The organism is Thioalkalivibrio sp. ALJT (genome assembly GCF_000381825.1).
GTDB lineage: Bacteria > Pseudomonadota > Gammaproteobacteria > Ectothiorhodospirales > Ectothiorhodospiraceae > Thioalkalivibrio.
This window is the reverse complement of record NZ_KB907121.1, coordinates 120,325-136,798: the sequence shown is the minus strand read 5'-3', so window position 1 is coordinate 136,798 and position 16,474 is coordinate 120,325. Positions and strand designations below refer to the sequence as shown.

The following is a 16,474-nucleotide window of genomic DNA, read 5'->3' as shown; positions in this document are numbered from 1 at the left end:
GCTCCCTTCCGCATGTCGATGCCCGTGCTGATGGGGCCGGGTTGTCGTGAGGCACGCCCCGGTGGCGGGACGTGCCCGGAGCCGTGAGTCCCCGACTGGGTGAGAAACCCCGTTCAGCCTGTCTCGGGGATTGTTTGCGCCCGGGCCGGCACCCGGCCAGCCACCGCAGGTGGGGTTGAGCGTAGCGAAACGCACCGCGCCCCATTGGCACACCTTCGTTGATGGGATTCGCCGGGCTCATCCCATCCTGCGCCCCGGCGAGCGGCGGACGCTCACCGCTTATCCAGTTTTCCGATGCGACCAGCGCCCTGGCGCATCCAGTTTCCCCGCTCCTGCGTATTCAGTATCAGGGCTTACGTGAAAGGACCGTGTCCCGGTACCCGTGCGGGGCTTTTCCCCGCGCTGTGCCGGGCCCTGGCGGTTACGTTCGGCTGCGTGTGAGAGGGGCGGCCCGCTCTTCCCGCACTCCCGCGTCGCGTGGCCCCTGCAAGTGCCTCGAGAGAGCGCAAAAATGACCTTACCCGCCCACAGCGCCACCGACGATCGTCCCCATCCGACGGGCTCCCGGGCGGCTTGACCAGGGGATCAAACGACCATGAAGCTTCTGTTTTTACTGCCTGTAGCGTTCGCATTCCTCTCCGCATGTGCCACGCATCGCAATGCACCTGCCGAAACCGTGACCTTTGAAACCACCGGGTGGCACAAGCTTGCCAACCAGACCTACTCCCCGTCCGGCTGGCCGGAAACGCTGAACGCGGACGTTTACCTGCCCGATCGTGAGGGCGCGAGGCCGGCGGTCCTGCTGGTCCATGGTGGCGGCTGGCAGGGACGATCCCGGGACGACATGGAAGCCATTGCCGAGCGTCTCGCCGCCAGTGGTGTCGTTGCCGTCAATATCGATTATCGCTTTGCGCCGCAATACCGGTTTCCTGCTCAACTCCACGACTTGCAGGTCGCGATGCACTGGCTGCACGAAAACGCCGAACTGTTTTCCGTAGACACGGGACGGATTGGTGCCATGGGTTACTCGGCGGGCGGGCATCTGGTCAGTCTGCTGGGGCTGGTGGCGGGGCAGGGCGGTGAGCTGGACAGCCCGCACGGGGGCGAACGGACCCGCCCCGTGGCGGTTGTGGCCGGCGGTACGCCCAGCGACTTGCGCAAGTTCCCGGGCGGACGTCTGGTCCCCGAGTTTCTGGGCGGTACGCTGCAGGAACACCCGGAACGCTTCGCGGCGGCCTCCCCGGTGACCCATGTGCACGCGGGCGCGCCGGCCTTTTTTCTCTACCACGGTCAACTCGACTGGCTGGTACCGGTCGACCACGCGACAGACTTTTACGAGGCATTGCAGGCGGCCAATGTGGACAGCGAGCTCTACCTGCTGCCCCTGCGCGGGCATGCCACTACCTTCCTGGTCGGGCGTGGCGCCGTGACGAAGGGGATGGGCTTCCTCCATCGGCAGCTGGAAGCTGCACCTATGGCCACGGCGCGTGAGGGTTCTCGCTGAGGATCGACCGGGGCCGCGGGAGGCAGGGCATCTGCCCGCACGCAAACCCGTCTCGGGTGTGAGTGCGTAGCGCGATCAGCGTTTCCGGCGCAGCCCCTGCAACCGCTCCGGTGTCCTGCCGGAAGAAAAAAATCGGTCGCACTCTCCGCCGTGCTGCATCCAATCCCGGGGTGCCTGCGTATTACCGAGCAAGAGGCTACGGAAGAGGCGATGGTGCGATATGAGTGCGCAGATGATGACCAACCCGTGCAACCCTGGCGGTGGCGGGGTGGACGCAAGTCCCCTTGCCGGCCCCCGGGGTGAGGTGCGCGCGGCCGGCGCCGGCCCTTTGCGGATCGCGGTTGTCGGCACCGGTGTTTCCGGGCTGGGTGCGGCCTGGTTGCTGGATCTTCAGCACGACGTGACGGTTTACGAACAGGACGGCCGCCTGGGTGGCCACGTCAATACCGTATCGGTGGCGGATTCTGCGGGCGAGCTGGGTGTGGATACCGGGTTCATTGTCTTCAATGAACGCAACTATCCGCATCTTGCGGCGCTTTTCCGCCACCTGGGCGTGGCAACTCGCGCGACGGACATGTCCTTTGCGGCCACCATTGACCAGGGGCGAGTCGAGTACGCCGGTGACAACCTCAACGCGCTCTTCGGCCAGCGGCGCAACCTGGTCAACTGGCGGCACTGGCGCATGGTGGCGCAGATTCTGCGCTTCAACCGCCATGCCCGGCGTGTGCTGGATGACCCCTTGCTGGAGGATCAGTCCCTGGGCGAGTTTCTTGCCGAGGGTGGTTACAGCGCCGAGTTGCGCGATCGCTATCTGATGCCCATGGGGGCGGCGATCTGGTCATGCCCGGTTGAGGAAATGCAGTCGTTTCCGGCCTCCGCGTTTCTGCGCTTTTTCGATAACCACGGACTGCTCACGCTCAAGGACCGGCCGCAATGGCGCACCGTGATCGGCGGCAGCCGTGAATACGTACGCAAGCTGATCGACAGCCTGCGCGGCGTTGTGCGGACGGACTGTGCTGTCACCGGAGTCCGGCGTGACCGCGATGGCGTAACCGTGCATGACAGCCGCGGCGGCGCGTGTCGTTATGACCATGTCGTGATTGCCACCCACGCCGATCAGGCACTGCGCCTGCTGGACCCGCCGGGATTCTGGGAGCAAACCGTTCTGGGCGCATTCCGGTATCAGCGCAATCGCGCCGTGCTGCACACCGACCCTTCGCTGATGCCACGCAATCCGCGGGTGTGGTCATCCTGGAATTACATCGGCGAGCCGGGCACCGGCAATGCCGGGAATTCCGTATCGGTCACCTACTGGATGAACCGCCTGCAAAGGCTGCCGGGGCGTACGCCCTACCTGGTGACCCTTAATCCGTCCCGGGAGCCCCGCCCGGATCGTGTGATCGCCGAGTTCGAGTACGAACACCCGGTGTTCGATCAGGCGGCCGGCCGGGCGCAACGGCTACTGGAGCGCGTGCAGGGCCCGGATCGAACATGGTTTTGCGGCGCGTATTTTGGTTACGGGTTTCACGAGGACGGGCTGCGTTCGGGCATCGAGGTCGCCCGCCGCTTCGGCATCGATCCGCCGTGGGAAACGACGCAGCATCCCGGACAGCAACCTCTGCGTAATCGCGTCGATCTGGGCCGTCCGGCTGCGACCGATGCGGTGGCGGCGTCCGTCAGGGGGTAGTCGCATGAGTATCCGCAGTCATTTATACGATTCGGTGATCATGCACGCCCGTTATACCCGGGGTGGGTACCGATTCCGTTATCGGGTTTTCCATTTCCTGCTGGATATCGACCGGCTGGACGCCCTGGCGAGTGAGCTGCGGCTGTTCTCCCATAACCGCTTCAATCTTTTCAGCTTCAGGGACCGCGACCACGGGCCGCGTGATGGCAGCCCGCTGCGTCCGTGGATCGAGGCCAGGCTGGCGCGGGCGGGTATCGATATCGGCGGTGGCCACGTCGGGTTGCTGTGTTTTCCACGCCTGCTGGGCTACGCCTTCAATCCGCTGAGCCTCTGGTTCTGCCATTACCCGGATGGCCGGCCGGCAGCCGTGTTGTGTGAAGTGCGCAATACCTTCGGTGAATACCATCACTACGTGCTGGCACCCCCTGCGGACCAGGTATTCCACTGGGCGTCGGAATACCGCAAGACGAAGAAGTTTCATGTCTCTCCGTTCCTGGGAATGGATGCGGAATATCGCTTCCGCATCGCCCGGCCCCGGGAGCGGCTGAGTGTTCGCATAGCCGAATACACCCGAGAAGAGCGAGTGCTTTTCGCAAGCATGAGCGGGAAGCGGCATGCACTGGATGACCGTGCGCTGATCGTTCGCTTCCTACGCATGCCCCTGATGACTTTCCGGGTGGTGTTTTCCATTCACTGGCAGGCACTGAAGCTCTGGTGGCGGGGTGTGCCATTCCATAAAAAGCCGGCGCCGCCCAGGCAGGAGACCGATTGATGACCATGAAAAAAACAACCGAAACGGCCGTGCGCACCGGCACTGAATCCGTCACGCACATGCCGCTGGCGATACGGATCCTGCTGCGCCTGGCGCAACAGGCGCAGTACGGCTCGCTCACGGTAACCCTGCCGGATGGCAGTCTGCAGCGGGTCGATGGTCCGCATGCGGGCCCGGCGGCACAGATCGAGATCCACCGTACGCGTCTGGTCCGTCGCTTTCTCGCAGGGGGGACGGCTGCGTTGCTGGAGTCCTACGCGGACGCTGACTGGGATACGCGCAATCTGGCGGTGCTGCTGGAGTGGGGGGCCGTGAATGAACCGTATTTCGGGGGCACGGTGCACGGCCGCAGCCTGTTCCGGCTGATCGGGCGCCTCCGACATCGGCTGCGGCCCAACAGCCGGCGCGGCAGTCGGCGCAATATCGCCTACCACTACGACCTGGGCAACGATTTTTATCGGCTGTGGCTGGATGAATCGCTCGGCTATTCGGGCGCCGTTTACGAAACCGCGGATGACACGCTGGCCCGGGCGCAGTACAACAAGTATCGGCGCATTATCGACCTGTTGGGCCTGAAAGAAGACCATCACCTGCTGGAGATCGGCTCAGGGTGGGGCGGCTTTGCCATTCAGGCCGCGCTCCGGACCGGTTGCCGGGTGACCAGCGTGACCGTTTCCCGGGCGCAGCTTGAGGAAGCGCAGTGGCGAGCCGAAGCGGCCGGGGTCGCGGACCGCGTGGAGTTTCGTTTTCAGGATTATCGCGACGTTTCGGGCCGCTACGATCGCATTGCGTCCATTGAGATGTTCGAGGCCGTCGGCGAACAGTACTGGCAGGGGTTCTTCCGTTCCGTTCATGACCGCCTCCGTCCCGGGGGCGCGGCCGCCCTGCAGGTCATTACCATCGACGAGGCGCATTTCGAGCATTATCGACGTACCCCCGATTTTATTCAGCGCTACATCTTTCCGGGTGGCATGCTGCCTTCCCCGGAGCGGTTCATGGCGGAGGCCCGAAGTGCCGGACTGCACCCGGGCGGGCAGCAGTTCTTCGGGCAGCACTATGCCCGTACCCTGGCGGACTGGGAGCGGCGTTTCTTCGACGCGGAAGCCGCGGTACGCGCCCAGGGCTTCGATAGCCGTTTTATTCGCATGTGGCATGCCTATCTGGCCTACTGCAGGGCGGGCTTCCAGACCGGCCGGATCGATTTGATGCACGCATTGCTGCAGCGACCGGAACGCGACGAGCGGGGGACGTGACCGCAGAGTGGATTGTACCCCGGGCATCCGGGCCGATACGGGGGAATGCAGCGCGCGGCGTGCCCGCCGGGCCGGTAGAGGCCGTGTTGCCGGGGCTTCCGGGGGTCGGCTAGACTGCGCCCCGGACCGCGCCCTGCGCGGCGCTTACCGCATCAACCTCGGATGAACTCCATGAAACGCTACGGTATCCGCATCCGCCTGCCCGAGGGCAGCACCATGGCCATGCCGCATCTGCTGGGCCCGGACTGGGAGTCCTATCGCTGGTATGACAGTGCGGCTGATCGCGAGAAGGCCCTGGCCGACATGCAGCGCGACCTCCCGAATTACCGCAAGGGCGATCACGTCGCCCAGGTGCTCGAACGCGTCGAACGCGAGGCCTGAGCGCGCCTGCGCCGGTAACGGCCGCTGGGCCACCGCTGCACGACGTCGATTCAGAGGTTCAGCGGCTCCATCAGGTAGCACAGACAGTCCTGTGCGATCACGCGGCTGTCCAGCGTGAGCATGGACGGCATGGCCGGGCGCCGGAGCCGGATTTCCTGGCCGAACCGCTCCAGATATTCCCGGGTGACCTCCGAGCCGTCTTCCGCGATCGCGATCAGCGGGTCCTCGGCGTCCGCGCGCACGCGGACCAGTTGTGACCCGGCCGCCAGCAGCTGGAAGTTCAGGCGATCGAGGTCGGGCTCCAGGCGGACGTCATTATGGGCGTCCAGCCCGGCCTGCAGACCCGGACGGACCCGCACCTGGGCGACGGTATGGAAGATCTCGATGGCCCCGCTGCGCGGGGGCTTGTCCGAAAAGTGATCCAGGTGCAGGACTGCGTCGATCATCTCGCGGGCGTGATCCACGCCTGCCGTGTCCCCGGGATGCCCGCATTCCAGGGTTACGGCGGGGGCGATCCGCGCCAGCGCCATGGAGGCGACCCCGCAGGGACGGGTGAAATAGACCACCGTGCGCCCGAACAGCGCGGCGAGGTTCAGAAACGGGGTATCCAGACGGTTGATGCAGGCGTAGTGCGGGTTGCGCCCGGTGTTGTTGTGCAGGTCGATCGCGGCAAACAGCCCGCGTGCCTCCAGGCGCCGGCACAGCTCGGCGAAGGTTTCCGCCTCCTGCGAGCCACCCTGTTCCGTCCCCGGCCAGATGCGGTTGAAATCCGGCTGGTCGTCCAGGTGGCGCTGGTTCAGCGCGGCCGCCTGCGGGTTGCCGATCACCAGGGTGAGTGCCCGTGGCAGGGGGCGGCCGGTGTAATGGCGCAGCAGGGTCTGCACCGCCTGCAGACCCACTGGTTCGTTGCCGTGCAGCAGGAGGACGACGGCTACGGCGGGCTCGCGTTGCCCCGCCAGGTGGATCAGTGCGGGCCCGGGCACGCACTGGTGCAGGGTCTCGGGTGTAGCCTCGAGAAAGCCGTCGGGTAGTTCGAAGTATTCGCGGATTTCGCTCACGGTAGTCCTAAAGTCCCCAGGTGTGTACGGGTGCGCCAGTGCTCTGCCAGCTGCGGTAGGCGCGTACCAGGCCGGGCCAGTCGCGGCCGTGCCGGGCGACCCAGGCGCGCTGCCACTGCGCGCCGGTCTGGCGCTTCTCCACGCGTGCGGCGATTATCTCCAGCAGGGCGTCACGTTCGCCCGCGTCGATGCCGAGGCGGTCCAGCCCGGCGGCCGCCTGTGGCAGCAGTTCGCGCAGGATACGGCGCGGTGCCGGGGCCGGGTCGCCATCGCCCCAGTGCAGGCGCGCCTCCAGGCCGTAGCGCGCAGCATTGTAGAAGTTGTCCCGCGCCGCCGAAAACGGCAACGCGGTGGTCGCTCTTGTCGGGTCTGCGACCAGGTGTTCGATCAGGCCCAGGGCAAATGCCGTATTGGCCAGCATGTCGGTCAGGGACGGGCCGGCGGGCAGGCAGCGAAATTCCAGGCGCAGACTGCGGTGGCGGGCGGCATCGCAGCCGATAATCGGGCGGTTCCAGCGCCAGATGGTGCCGTTGTGGAAGGCGAGGTGGGGCAGCTGGTCGGGCGGGTCCTCCAGCGCAACTGGTAACAGCACGGGGAAGTGTTCAAGGTTCTCGGTAAACAGTTCTCCGATGGAGTCGTGCAGGTAGCCGGTGCCGAAGGTGACACGCCGAATCGGACCCCGGGCGGATGCGGCAAAGCCGCCGACCTCCACCGCCTGCTCGAACAGCGGGATCCGGCTCTCGGCCCACAGGTCATGGCCGAAGATGTAGGGCGTGTTGCCGGCGGCGGCCAGTACCGGCCCCGCCGCCATCAGAGTGGCGTTGTACGCATGGTGGGCGATTTCCGGCCGGGTCTCGATATGGACCTGAAAGGAGGTTGCGGCGGCCTCCAGCATCACGTCCGCATGCCGGTGTTGCAGGTGTTCGTGGCCGACGATATCCACCTTGAGCGGGCGTTGCTCGCGCTGTTCCAGGATTGCCGCGTTCAGGGCCCGGTAGCGGGCCTGATGCGACATGTGATGGAGTCCGAGGTCTCCCGGCTTCAGGGTCGGGAGGCTGCCGGTCATCAGCAGGTCTGCGCGGGCCTGGCGCGCGGCGCGTCGCGCCTGCTGCAGGGTGGTCTCCAGTTCATCCCGGATGGCACGAAAACAGCCCGGACCGGCGCGGAATACGCTGCTGTTCAGTTCGACATTGAACTGCGCAAGCTCGGGGGTGGCCAGCGGGCTGGCCATGGCCTCCAGAAAGGCGTCGTTGAACGGCAAAGCCCGCCCGTGGCGGTCACATAGCCACGCCTCGATCTCGAAGCCCAGGCGCGGCAGCGGGGCAGGGTCGGGGGTGGGTGGGGCTTGTGCGAGCCAGTCCAGCAGCCGCGTGGTCTCGTCGGCGAGGGCCGTGCGGAAGCGTTCGTGATCCGCCTCGCCGAAGTGCTCCTCGCGGATCTCGCGGCCCAAGGATCTAGTCCTCGTCCGGATGCGGGTGGGGGGCGTCGTCGTAGAGGCTTTCCAGCAGGTCGCCCCAGATCTTCTCGTGGTGCTCCACGAACGCCAGCAGGGTCTTGCGGAAGGCGAGGTACTCGGCCTCGAAGGCCTCGAAATCGGTTCCGCCGTTGAGCAGTTTGGCTGCCCGGTCGGTTTGCTGCAGGCTGTCGCGCAGGTTGAGGCTGGCGGCCATCGCGCCCTTTACCCGTTCGCGTTCATGCGGGATCCAGGCGCGGTCGGACAGCAGCGAGCGCAGATTCTCGCCCAGCTCCAGCAGGCGCTTGCGCAGACGCGGGACGGCCCCGATGGTCTCGGTCTTGAGTTCGCCCCAGACCGCCCGGGTGATCAGCTGCGACCAGCGCTCGCGCAGGTCGTGCACCGTGTCCGGATCAAACGCGAATGCGCGCTCCAGTTTTTGAGGATCGAATGGCATGACGTATCCTGATGGCACAGGTGCCGGATGGGCGTGGGGTGCCGGGCCGGAATAGCCCGTCACCCAGTAGCGTCCTACAGGGTACAAGAACAAGCAAGGCCGCATGTACGGCCTGCGGGTGGAGGAGACGATATGGCGACCTGGTTTGCGCAGCGCAGGCTGCGCCAGAAGGTTTGTGACCTGCGGCCACAGATGTACCGCATGGCTTTTGCGTGGTGTCACGACGCAGCGCTGGCGGATGATCTGGTGCAGGAGGCAATGATGAAGGCGCTGACGCGTCTGAAGTCGTTGCAGGACGAGAACGCCCTGAAGGCCTGGGTGTTCCGGATTATGACCAACTGCTACCGCGACTGGGGACGGCGGCAGAAGGACACCGTGGACGTGGACAGCATGGAGCTGTCCTGTGAGGACTGCCCACAACAGCAGACCGAGCGCGACCGCATGATTGCGGAAGTCCACCGGGCCATGGCCCAGCTCAGTACCGATCACCGTCAGGTGGTCGCGCTGGTTGACCTCGAGGGCTTTGCCTATGCCGAGGTCTCGGAGGTGCTGGATGTACCAATCGGCACCGTGATGAGTCGTCTGAGCCGGGCTCGGGCGCAGTTGAAGAAAGTGCTGCTGGCGCAGCAGGCCGCCGATAAAGGGAAAGCGGCCGATGCACCCTATCTGAAGGTTGTGAGGAATCGGCATGTCGAATGATCGACTCAGTGCGAAGGACCGTCCCAGCGAGGAAATCCTGAATGCCTTCGTGGACGGCGAATTCGCGCCCGAAGATCGGCTGAGCACCCTGAAGACGATTGCCTCCAACGAGGATCTGAGTCGCGAGGTGTGTGACATGCACCAGCTCAAGGAGCTGGTCAGCATGGCCTACGAGGATGTACCGGCACGACAGACGGGCCGAGGCCGCCAGCCGGCGGCAGGTGGGCGGCTGCTTCGATTTCCTGCAGTGGCGGCGGGAGTTCTGGCACTGGTGATCGGGTCGCTGGGCGGCTATGAACTCACCCGCGATGGCGGCCTGGTCGGCGACGCGATCGCGCAGATCTCCGGCGAGGAATCCGACGCACTGGCGCTGGTGGCGGCGGTCGACGATGGCGCAGAAGGCGCCGTTGTGCCGCAGAAGGCCTTCGCCGCGACGCGGACCGACCAGGTTCTTCTGCATCTCAATGATGCGGATACCCTGGCGATGGCGGAGCTTCTGGACGATATCGAAAGCATGTACCGCGAGGCGGCCGACCAGGGGCACGAATTGAACGTCCAGGTGGTGGTGCATAACAACGCGGTCGACCTGCTGCGTGCCGACAGGGCGCCGTACCCGGAACGCGTCGCGAACATGGCGCAGGACTACCCGGCGCTGCGTTTCACCGCTTGTGCCCAGACCCTCAGCCGTCTGGCGCGCGAGAAGGGGCGGCCGGTCGATATCCTGCCCGAGGCCGAACTGGTGGATTCGGGGGTTGCCGAGGCGGCGCGCCGTCAGGCCGAGGGCTGGATCTACATCAAGGTTTGATGGGGCCGTTCCGGCTTCCATGGGTATTCAGGATCGCATGCAACGCCCCGGCTGGCTTCTGGCCGGGGCGTTGTTGTTGATGCTGGTGGCCGGTGGTGTGAGCGCCCTGCTGTTCACCGCATTGGGCAAGCCCCCCGTGGTGGGTGAACCGTTACGGGTGGTCTATCACATCAATACCGATGCCCCGGACCTGCACCTCAATGCGCTGCGCAGTCTGCAAAACCATATCGACGGGGCTGAGATCGAGCAGGCGCTGCAGATCAAGGTGCTGATGCATGGCAGCGGTATCCACCTGTTGCAGCGTGCCCGTTCGGACCCGGATCTGCGCAGCACCGTGAATGCCCTCAAACGGCAGGATGTGCGCTTCCTGGTCTGCGGCAACACGCTGGCGTCGCGGGGGCTTGCGCGCGGGGACCTCCACGAGGTGGAAGATCGGGATGTGGTGCGAAGTGGTATCGCTGAACTGACTCGCCTGCAGCGCGCCGGATACACCTACATCAAGCCCTGAGAGGGGCCCGCGCCGGCGGGCGTTAGCGTGGTTGCAGATCCGCGTTCAGCGCCGCCAGGCGTTCCGGGGTGCCGATGTCGCGCCAGTCGCCGGTGTAGTGTTCGCCGGTGACCCGCCCGTCCGCAATGGCCTGGCGCAACAGCGGGGCCAATGGCTGGCGTCCGGGGGGCAGGTCCCGGAACAGCCGTGGGTGGTACCACCCGATGCCGCTGAAGGTCAGGCGCGTGCCGCCGTCCTGCAGCACCTGTTCCCCCTGTAGGCCGAAATCGCCCGCAGCGTGGTGTCCGGGGTTGTCCACCAGTACCAGATGCGCCAGCGGGGCGGCGGCGCCAGTCGCCAGCATGCGGGGGGGCGGCAGCAGCGGGTGATCGCACCAGACATCGCCATTGATGACCAGAAACGGCGCGTTACCCAGCAATGGCAGGGCCTGGCGGATACCGCCGGCGGTTTCCAGTGCGCCCTCGGGTTCCGGTGAATACCGGATCATTACCCCGTGCTGCTGTGCGCCGAGGGCAGTACGGATTTGTTCGCCGCGATAGGCCAGGTTGATCACGGCCTCGCGATAGCCGGCGGCAGCGAGGCGCGCCAGGGCGTGTCCGATCAGCGACTGACCGCCGGCCTCCAGCAGAGGTTTGGGGCAGTGGTCGGTCAGCGGGCGCATGCGTTCCCCGCGCCCGGCCGCCAGGATCATCGCGCGCATCGGTTAGCGTTCCCCGAGCCGTTCCGGCATGTGGCGTTGAAACCAGGCCCGGACCGGGGCGAGGTCGCGGTGGGCCAGCCCCCGCGCCAGCAGTCGCTCCAGACGCGGCAGGTGTTCCAGATAGCGGGGCTTGGCATCGCGTCGGGCCAGGCGCACGAAGATCCCGAGGATCTTGGTGGTGCGCTGCACCCCCAGTACGCGATAGTGCTGGAGAAAGGCCGCGCGTTCGCAGCCGCTGGCGGCGAGGTAGCGTTCCAGTCCGCGTTCGACCGTCGCCGGCGAGACCTCGCGCCGCGCATCCTCCAGCAGGGAGACGACGTCGTAGGCCGGGCTGCCGATCACGGCATCCTGAAAATCCAGTACCGCACACCCGGCTTCGGTGTCGGGGGGGAGCATGAGGTTGTCGACGTGGAAGTCACGCAGCACCAGCGTCGACGCCAGGGGGGGCAGGCGATCCAGCGTCTGTGTCCAGGCGGCAAGGAATGCATCGCGGCTGGCGGCCGTAAGGGGGGGGGCGGCCTCCGCGCCATACCAGTCCACCAGCAGCACGGCCTCATCCAGAAGGCGTTCGCGGTCGTAGGCGGGCAGGGCCGGGACCGCTGCGGCGGTCGCGGGCCAGGCCCGGTGCAACTGGATCAGGGTGTCGATGGCGCGATCGTACAGGGCGCCCTCGGGTTCTCCCTCGGCCAGTGCCCGAGTGAAGGTCCTGTCGCCCAAGTCTTCCAGTACCACGAAGCCCGCGGCCGCGTCGTGTTTCAGCACCCGTGGCGGGCGCAGCCCGAGCGCCTGCAGGAGTTGCGCAATCCGCACGAATGGTTCGGTCGCCTCGCGCTCCGGCGGGGCGTCCATCAGCACCACCGGATTCCCTTCATGGCGCGCCCGAAAGTAGCGCCGGAAGCTGGCGTCCGCGCGCAGCAGGGCAAGTTCGCTCCAGTTGCCCGGTTGTGTCTCCAGCCAGTCCCGGAGCTGGCGGCTGCGGGCGTCGTCCGGGATCATGCTTCGTTCTCCGCGGGCAGCTCGCCGGGCACGCGTTGCACCCGGGTGGTGATGGTCCCGTCGGGGTGCAGTTCGATCACGCGGTAACCAGCGTGGATACGCTCCACGGCGAAATCCTGCGACCCGGGCGTGAACTGGACGCAGGTAGAGGGGCAGCCGAGCAGTTCGATTGCCCCCCGCCGGGCCTGAAAATCCTGGTGAATGTGGCCGAACAGGCAGGCCCGCACGCGGGGGTGGCGATCCAGTAGCCCCAGCAGGTCGGCACCGTTTTGCAGGCCGATGCGGTCCATCCAGGCGCTGCCGATCGGCACCACCGGATGGTGGATGGCGATCACGGCCCAGTGTGCAGGATGCGTGCTCAGGAGCTGGTCGAGACGTTCCAGCTCGGCCGGGTCGATGTGGCCGGCGGCCTGGCCCGGCTGCGCCGAGTTGACCCCGATCAGCAGCCACTCGCCGAGGACGCGGTGGCCATCCACCGGGTGGCCCGCGCCGGCGAGGGCGGCGCGCAGCAGCGCCCGGTCGTCATGGTTGCCGGCCAGGCCGCCGACCGGCCAGTCCCCGACGTATGTCTGCAGCAGGTGCAGGAGCCGGTCGTAGGCCTTCGGGTCCGGGGTTTCGGCGAGGTCCCCGGTCAGCCACAGCAGATCCGGTCGGGCCTGTTCCCGGCGCAGGGCCGCAAGCACCCGCGCGAGCTGGTCGTCGCTGTCCGGGTAGCCGGGCCGGATCGGGCCCGGCTCCGTTCCGAGGTGGGTATCGCTGATCTGAATAATCCGTTGCATGCGACCCGACTGGTTGGTGGCTGGCGGCCTGTATTGTGCATTCGGACGGGCCCGTGCGGTTGCCGTCCGGCGGGGGGATTGCCCTATACTCGAACGGGTGTACCGCGTATCGCGCCGGGGCCTGACCGCATGGGGCGGGAGGGGGCCTGGCGAGGGGCCCGAGATGAGCCAAGAAGCCAAGACCCACCCGGATTCCGGGTACCGTCCGTCCGAGGACGAACCCTACATGAATCCGCGCCAGCTGGACTACTTTCGCGCCAAGCTCGAGGCCTGGCGTGCCGAGCTGATCGAGGAATCGGAGCAGACCCTGGAGCACCTGCGTACGGAAAGCTGGCAGGAGCCGGATCCCAACGATCGCGCCAGCCATGAAAGCGATGCCGGGCTGGAGCTGCGTACCCGCGACCGTTACCGCAAGCTGCTGAACAAGATCGACGCGGCGCTGCTGCGTATCGAGCGCGGGGAATACGGCTACTGCGAGGAAAGCGGCGATCCGATCGGCCTGGCCCGGCTGGAGGCGCGCCCGATCGCCACGCTGAGCGTGGCGGCCCAGGAGGCTCACGAACGCGACGAGGCCCGCTACGGGCAGTAGCCCCGGGGCCGGGCCTGTGGGGGGCGCGGCGCTGATCGAATGGTGCCCGCGCGGATCTGCGGCCCTTTCTTCAGCGTGATGGCGGAGCGGTCATCACGCCTGTTGCGCAGGCAAAAGCGACTCCAGCGCGGGCGGGCGCACTGATCCGGGAGCCTGTCGGATCCGGGGCGAATCTGCTGCGCCACCGGGGCGAGTGGTCTCTTTTCCGCTTCCTCTCGTTACACGGTCCCTGCGCTGCGCCTTGCGTGACCGAAGAAAGGGCCTCGATCTCCTGCCCCTGCTCGCGACGATCATCCAGACCCGACAGGCTCCTGGTGGTTCCCCAGCGTTCGGGTGAACACCCGCGAGTTGCGGGCCTGGTTGTAGCGGGCCTGGCGACTGGCCGGCAGGTCCTCCACCTGCCCCGGGGTGTAGCCGCGCTCCTGAAACCACTGGGCGGTGCGCGTGGTCAGTACGAAGACCCGCCGGATACCCTGCTCCTGTGCCAGTTGTTCCATCGCCTGCAGCAGACGATCTCCGCGGCCGCTCCCGCGATAGTCGGGATGCAGGGCAAGGCAGGCGATCTCGCCGGCGTCCGCCTCGAACGGATACAACGCGGCGGTGCCAATGACCAGGCCATCGGCCTCGAGCACCCGAAAGCGGTCGATCTCCAGCTCCAGGTGCTCGCGTGCGCGGTGAACGAGGATGCCTTCGGCTTCCATGGGTTCCAGCAGGGCGTGTATGCCGCCGACATCGTCGAGCGTGGCCACACGCAGCTGTTCCAGGGGCTCGCGCGAGACCAGTGTCCCGATGCCCTGACGCGTGAACAGCTCGGTCAGCAGCCCGCCATCGCCGTGGCGATCCACCAGATGCACGCGCATCTCGCGCGCCCCGCAGGCGTCGATGGCGCTGCGCAGGTGATTGGCGAGCTCTTCTGGCAGGTCGGGCGTGGTTTCCAGCAGGTCGCGTGCGGCCGGCACGGTGAGCTGGTCGAGCACGCCGTGTCGGGGGTCGCGCAGCACCCCGGCCTCGGTGAGAAAGATCAGCTTGTCGGCATTCAGGGCGATTGCGACCTGGGTGGCGACGTCCTCGCCGGACAGGTTGAACACCTCGCCGGTCGGCGAATAGCCCAGCGGTGACACCAGCACGACCTGCTCCCGCTCCAGCAGCGCGGTGAGTGCCGTGGTATCAACACCCCGGACCTCCCCGGTGTAGTGGAAGTCCACGCCGTCGCGCACGCCCAACGGCCGTGCGGTGACGAAGTTGCCACTGGCCACGCGCAGGCGGGCGTTCCCGGTACCTGGCTGCCCCAGGCTGCGCGAAAGAAGGCCTTCGATCTGCAGCCGCAGGCGTCCGACTGCGTCCAGCACGGCCTCCAGGGCCGGGGCGTCGGTCACGCGCAGGCCCCGGGCATAGGCCGGGGTCAGGCCGCGCTCGCGCATGCGGGCCTCGATCTGTGGGCGCGCGCCGTAGACCAGCACGACCCGGATACCGAGGGCATTGAGTTTGGCGATGTCGCGCATCAGGGTCGGGAATTCCGCGGCCTGGGCGGCCTCGCCAGCCAGGGCGATGATCATCGTGCGTCCACGGTGGGCCGCGATATAGGGCACGGCATCGCGGAACCATGCGAGCTCCCCGGGCCCGGGGGAGCGGCGTGAGGTTGCGGGTATGTGATCGACTGGCGGACTGGTGCGGGTCACGGTAGCTCGAAATCCCTGAACGGCGGTGCGGACAGTCTATCAATTCGCGTGCCGCTGTCTCCGTGGTCTGCAGGTCCGGGAGCCGTTCGGGTCGGGGCGATCGTGGCGGGCGTGAGGCAGGAGATCAGCGCCCAATCCGACGGGCCCCGGACCAGCAGCCCCGGGTCAGTCGAGGTTGCGTACCAGGGATTCCAGATCGGGGATGCGGTCGCCGGGCCGGATGTCATGGCGCTCGAACCAGCCGGCGTTGACCTCCAGGGCGTATGGCACCGGACGCCGGGCGCTGTGGATGCGCGTGGAATGCGGCTTCATGCTGGCGATATTGACGATGGTGTAGTCCGCGTCGATGAACGCCACGTCCAGCGGGATCCGGGTGTTCTGCATCCACATCCCGTATTCCGCGGCGCGCGGCCAGATGAACAGCATGCCGTGATCGTCCGGCAGGTGGTCGCGGTGCATCAGTCCGATGCGACGGCTGCGGTCGGTCGCAGCAATCTCGAGCGCGAGGGTCTCTTCGCCGACGACAAGGTTCTCGACGGGCAGGGGCCGAGCATCGGCCTGCAGGTTGCCGATGCCCAGAAGCAGCAGGACCAGCAACAGCCCAATCCGGCTGTTGCTGGTCCGACCAAAGGGGCGATAGCCGATGCTCACGGGCTGCCAGAAACCTGTCCCATTCGGGACGGATCGGCTGCGCGTACGGGAGAGCGGGCTCTTTTTCCGTGCGCTCTCATTACATCGTTTACATCGTCCCCCTGCGCCTCGGGAGACCGAACTCAAGGGCCTCCCTCTCACACGATGCTCGCGACGCTCGCCCAAACCCGACAGGCCCCTAGTCGCCGCTCATGCGCCCCACGGCGCAGCTGGCGAAGGATTTGGCCCTGGCGCTGGCGGAGCGCAGACCGGACACTGAGCCCGTTTCGGGATAACCCATGCTGGCAAGCTTCGCCGTGATGGCCTCGCGAGCGCTGTCCGGGGCCTCGACCTCGACCGCACCGCCCTCCACATCCACTTCGGCGCCGGTGACGCCTTCGACCTGCAGCAGGCCCTTGCGGATGGAGCTGGCGCAGCCGCCGCACTTGATGTTCTCGACCTCGATTTTCATGGTCGTTTCCTCCGGAAACTGGGGTTTGCTCCCTTCATTATGTACGATTCGA

Annotated in this window: 18 protein-coding genes; 9 read left to right on the top strand and 9 right to left on the bottom strand. The window is 66.7% G+C overall.

The annotated features are described in order from the left end of the window. Positions 1-595 precede the first annotated feature (595 nt). The 5 genes from G332_RS0100650 (at position 596) to G332_RS0100630 (ending at position 5,597) form a co-directional block, all read left to right on the top strand. Entirely contained in the window at positions 596-1,504 is a 909-nt protein-coding gene (locus G332_RS0100650) for an alpha/beta hydrolase (RefSeq protein ID WP_019625063.1), read from the top strand. Positions 1,505-1,724: 220 nt separating this feature from the next. Next, positions 1,725-3,191 (top strand): NAD(P)/FAD-dependent oxidoreductase, encoded by a 1,467-nt coding sequence (locus G332_RS0100645; protein ID WP_019625062.1) that lies wholly within the window; start codon positions 1,725-1,727, stop codon positions 3,189-3,191. A gap of 4 nt (positions 3,192-3,195) precedes the next feature. Further along, a complete protein-coding gene (locus G332_RS0100640) occupies positions 3,196-3,963 on the top strand; it encodes a DUF1365 domain-containing protein (protein ID WP_019625061.1) in 768 nt (255 codons plus the stop codon). Then, positions 3,963-5,216, top strand: a complete 1,254-nt coding sequence (locus G332_RS0100635; protein ID WP_019625060.1) for a cyclopropane-fatty-acyl-phospholipid synthase family protein — start codon at positions 3,963-3,965, stop codon at positions 5,214-5,216. The genes G332_RS0100640 and G332_RS0100635 overlap by 1 nt, the downstream gene beginning before the upstream one ends. A gap of 171 nt (positions 5,217-5,387) precedes the next feature. Next, the gene (locus G332_RS0100630) at positions 5,388-5,597 is read left to right on the top strand and encodes a hypothetical protein (RefSeq protein ID WP_019625059.1); all 210 of its coding nucleotides are present in this window, start codon (positions 5,388-5,390) and stop codon (positions 5,595-5,597) included. Between the two features lie 50 nt (positions 5,598-5,647). Here the strand turns inward: G332_RS0100630 and G332_RS0100625 are convergent, their stop codons facing one another. From G332_RS0100625 to G332_RS0100615, 3 genes are read right to left on the bottom strand one after another with little or no spacing between them, the layout of a single operon-like run. Beyond that, positions 5,648-6,655 (bottom strand): M14 family metallopeptidase, encoded by a 1,008-nt coding sequence (locus tag G332_RS0100625; RefSeq protein ID WP_019625058.1) that lies wholly within the window; start codon positions 6,653-6,655, stop codon positions 5,648-5,650. A gap of 7 nt (positions 6,656-6,662) precedes the next feature. After that, entirely contained in the window at positions 6,663-8,105 is a 1,443-nt protein-coding gene (locus tag G332_RS0100620) for a hypothetical protein (protein ID WP_019625057.1), read from the bottom strand. A 4-nt stretch (positions 8,106-8,109) separates the two neighbouring features. Beyond that, complete coding sequence (locus G332_RS0100615; RefSeq protein ID WP_019625056.1) at positions 8,110-8,565, bottom strand: hypothetical protein; 456 nt, start codon at positions 8,563-8,565, stop codon at positions 8,110-8,112. Between the two features lie 132 nt (positions 8,566-8,697). On the opposite strand from G332_RS0100615, the gene G332_RS0100610 reads away from it, so the two are divergent. The 3 genes from G332_RS0100610 to G332_RS0100600 are packed head-to-tail and all read left to right on the top strand — an operon-like array spanning position 8,698 to position 10,577. Beyond that, positions 8,698-9,264: an RNA polymerase sigma factor gene (locus G332_RS0100610; protein ID WP_019625055.1), complete on the top strand. Its 567-nt coding sequence runs from the start codon at positions 8,698-8,700 to the stop codon at positions 9,262-9,264. Then, on the top strand, positions 9,254-10,069 hold the full coding sequence (locus G332_RS0100605; protein ID WP_019625054.1) for a hypothetical protein: 816 nt from the start codon (positions 9,254-9,256) through the stop codon (positions 10,067-10,069). The genes G332_RS0100610 and G332_RS0100605 overlap by 11 nt, the downstream gene beginning before the upstream one ends. Before the next feature lie 37 nt (positions 10,070-10,106). Beyond that, positions 10,107-10,577 (top strand): DsrE family protein, encoded by a 471-nt coding sequence (locus G332_RS0100600; protein WP_019625053.1) that lies wholly within the window; start codon positions 10,107-10,109, stop codon positions 10,575-10,577. Positions 10,578-10,599: 22 nt separating this feature from the next. Here G332_RS0100600 and murU read toward each other — a convergent pair whose 3' ends face one another. From murU to G332_RS0100585, 3 genes are read right to left on the bottom strand one after another with little or no spacing between them, the layout of a single operon-like run. Then, entirely contained in the window at positions 10,600-11,277 is a 678-nt protein-coding gene (gene murU, locus G332_RS0100595) for an N-acetylmuramate alpha-1-phosphate uridylyltransferase MurU (protein WP_019625052.1), read from the bottom strand. A 3-nt stretch (positions 11,278-11,280) separates the two neighbouring features. After that, a complete protein-coding gene (locus G332_RS0100590; protein ID WP_019625051.1) occupies positions 11,281-12,273 on the bottom strand; it encodes an aminoglycoside phosphotransferase family protein in 993 nt (330 codons plus the stop codon). Further along, positions 12,270-13,052 (bottom strand): metallophosphoesterase, encoded by a 783-nt coding sequence (locus G332_RS0100585; protein WP_019625050.1) that lies wholly within the window; start codon positions 13,050-13,052, stop codon positions 12,270-12,272. Before G332_RS0100585 ends, G332_RS0100590 begins: the two co-directional genes overlap by 4 nt. 163 nt (positions 13,053-13,215) lie before the next feature. On the opposite strand from G332_RS0100585, the gene dksA reads away from it, so the two are divergent. Then, a complete protein-coding gene (dksA, locus tag G332_RS0100580) occupies positions 13,216-13,641 on the top strand; it encodes an RNA polymerase-binding protein DksA (protein ID WP_019625049.1) in 426 nt (141 codons plus the stop codon). A gap of 290 nt (positions 13,642-13,931) precedes the next feature. On the opposite strand, the gene argA is transcribed toward dksA, so the two are convergent. The 3 genes from argA to G332_RS0100565 all read right to left on the bottom strand — a co-directional run bounded on the left by argA (position 13,932) and on the right by G332_RS0100565 (position 16,422). Beyond that, entirely contained in the window at positions 13,932-15,320 is a 1,389-nt protein-coding gene (gene argA, locus G332_RS0100575) for an amino-acid N-acetyltransferase (protein WP_081619735.1), read from the bottom strand. Between the two features lie 165 nt (positions 15,321-15,485). Next, positions 15,486-15,971 carry a DUF192 domain-containing protein gene (locus G332_RS0100570; protein ID WP_019625047.1) on the bottom strand — a complete coding sequence of 162 codons (486 nt, stop codon included), beginning with the start codon at positions 15,969-15,971 and terminating at the stop codon, positions 15,486-15,488. Positions 15,972-16,149: 178 nt separating this feature from the next. Next, positions 16,150-16,422, bottom strand: coding sequence for a heavy-metal-associated domain-containing protein (locus tag G332_RS0100565; RefSeq protein WP_019625046.1), 273 nt, complete (start codon positions 16,420-16,422; stop codon positions 16,150-16,152). Positions 16,423-16,474 lie beyond the last annotated feature (52 nt).

Coding starts and splice junctions, on each gene's coding strand:
- G332_RS0100605 (WP_019625054.1), top strand. CDS start 9,254: ATGTCGAATGATCGACTCAGTGCGAAGGACCGTCCCAGCGAGGAAATC.
- G332_RS0100610 (WP_019625055.1), top strand. CDS start 8,698: ATGGCGACCTGGTTTGCGCAGCGCAGGCTGCGCCAGAAGGTTTGTGAC.
- G332_RS0100590 (WP_019625051.1), bottom strand. CDS start 12,273: ATGATCCCGGACGACGCCCGCAGCCGCCAGCTCCGGGACTGGCTGGAG.
- G332_RS0100565 (WP_019625046.1), bottom strand. CDS start 16,422: ATGAAAATCGAGGTCGAGAACATCAAGTGCGGCGGCTGCGCCAGCTCC.
- G332_RS0100615 (WP_019625056.1), bottom strand. CDS start 8,565: ATGCCATTCGATCCTCAAAAACTGGAGCGCGCATTCGCGTTTGATCCG.
- G332_RS0100645 (WP_019625062.1), top strand. CDS start 1,725: ATGAGTGCGCAGATGATGACCAACCCGTGCAACCCTGGCGGTGGCGGG.
- G332_RS0100650 (WP_019625063.1), top strand. CDS start 596: ATGAAGCTTCTGTTTTTACTGCCTGTAGCGTTCGCATTCCTCTCCGCA.
- G332_RS0100600 (WP_019625053.1), top strand. CDS start 10,107: ATGCAACGCCCCGGCTGGCTTCTGGCCGGGGCGTTGTTGTTGATGCTG.
- G332_RS0100585 (WP_019625050.1), bottom strand. CDS start 13,052: ATGCAACGGATTATTCAGATCAGCGATACCCACCTCGGAACGGAGCCG.
- dksA (WP_019625049.1), top strand. CDS start 13,216: ATGAGCCAAGAAGCCAAGACCCACCCGGATTCCGGGTACCGTCCGTCC.
- G332_RS0100640 (WP_019625061.1), top strand. CDS start 3,196: ATGAGTATCCGCAGTCATTTATACGATTCGGTGATCATGCACGCCCGT.
- G332_RS0100635 (WP_019625060.1), top strand. CDS start 3,963: ATGACCATGAAAAAAACAACCGAAACGGCCGTGCGCACCGGCACTGAA.
- murU (WP_019625052.1), bottom strand. CDS start 11,277: ATGCGCGCGATGATCCTGGCGGCCGGGCGCGGGGAACGCATGCGCCCG.
- G332_RS0100630 (WP_019625059.1), top strand. CDS start 5,388: ATGAAACGCTACGGTATCCGCATCCGCCTGCCCGAGGGCAGCACCATG.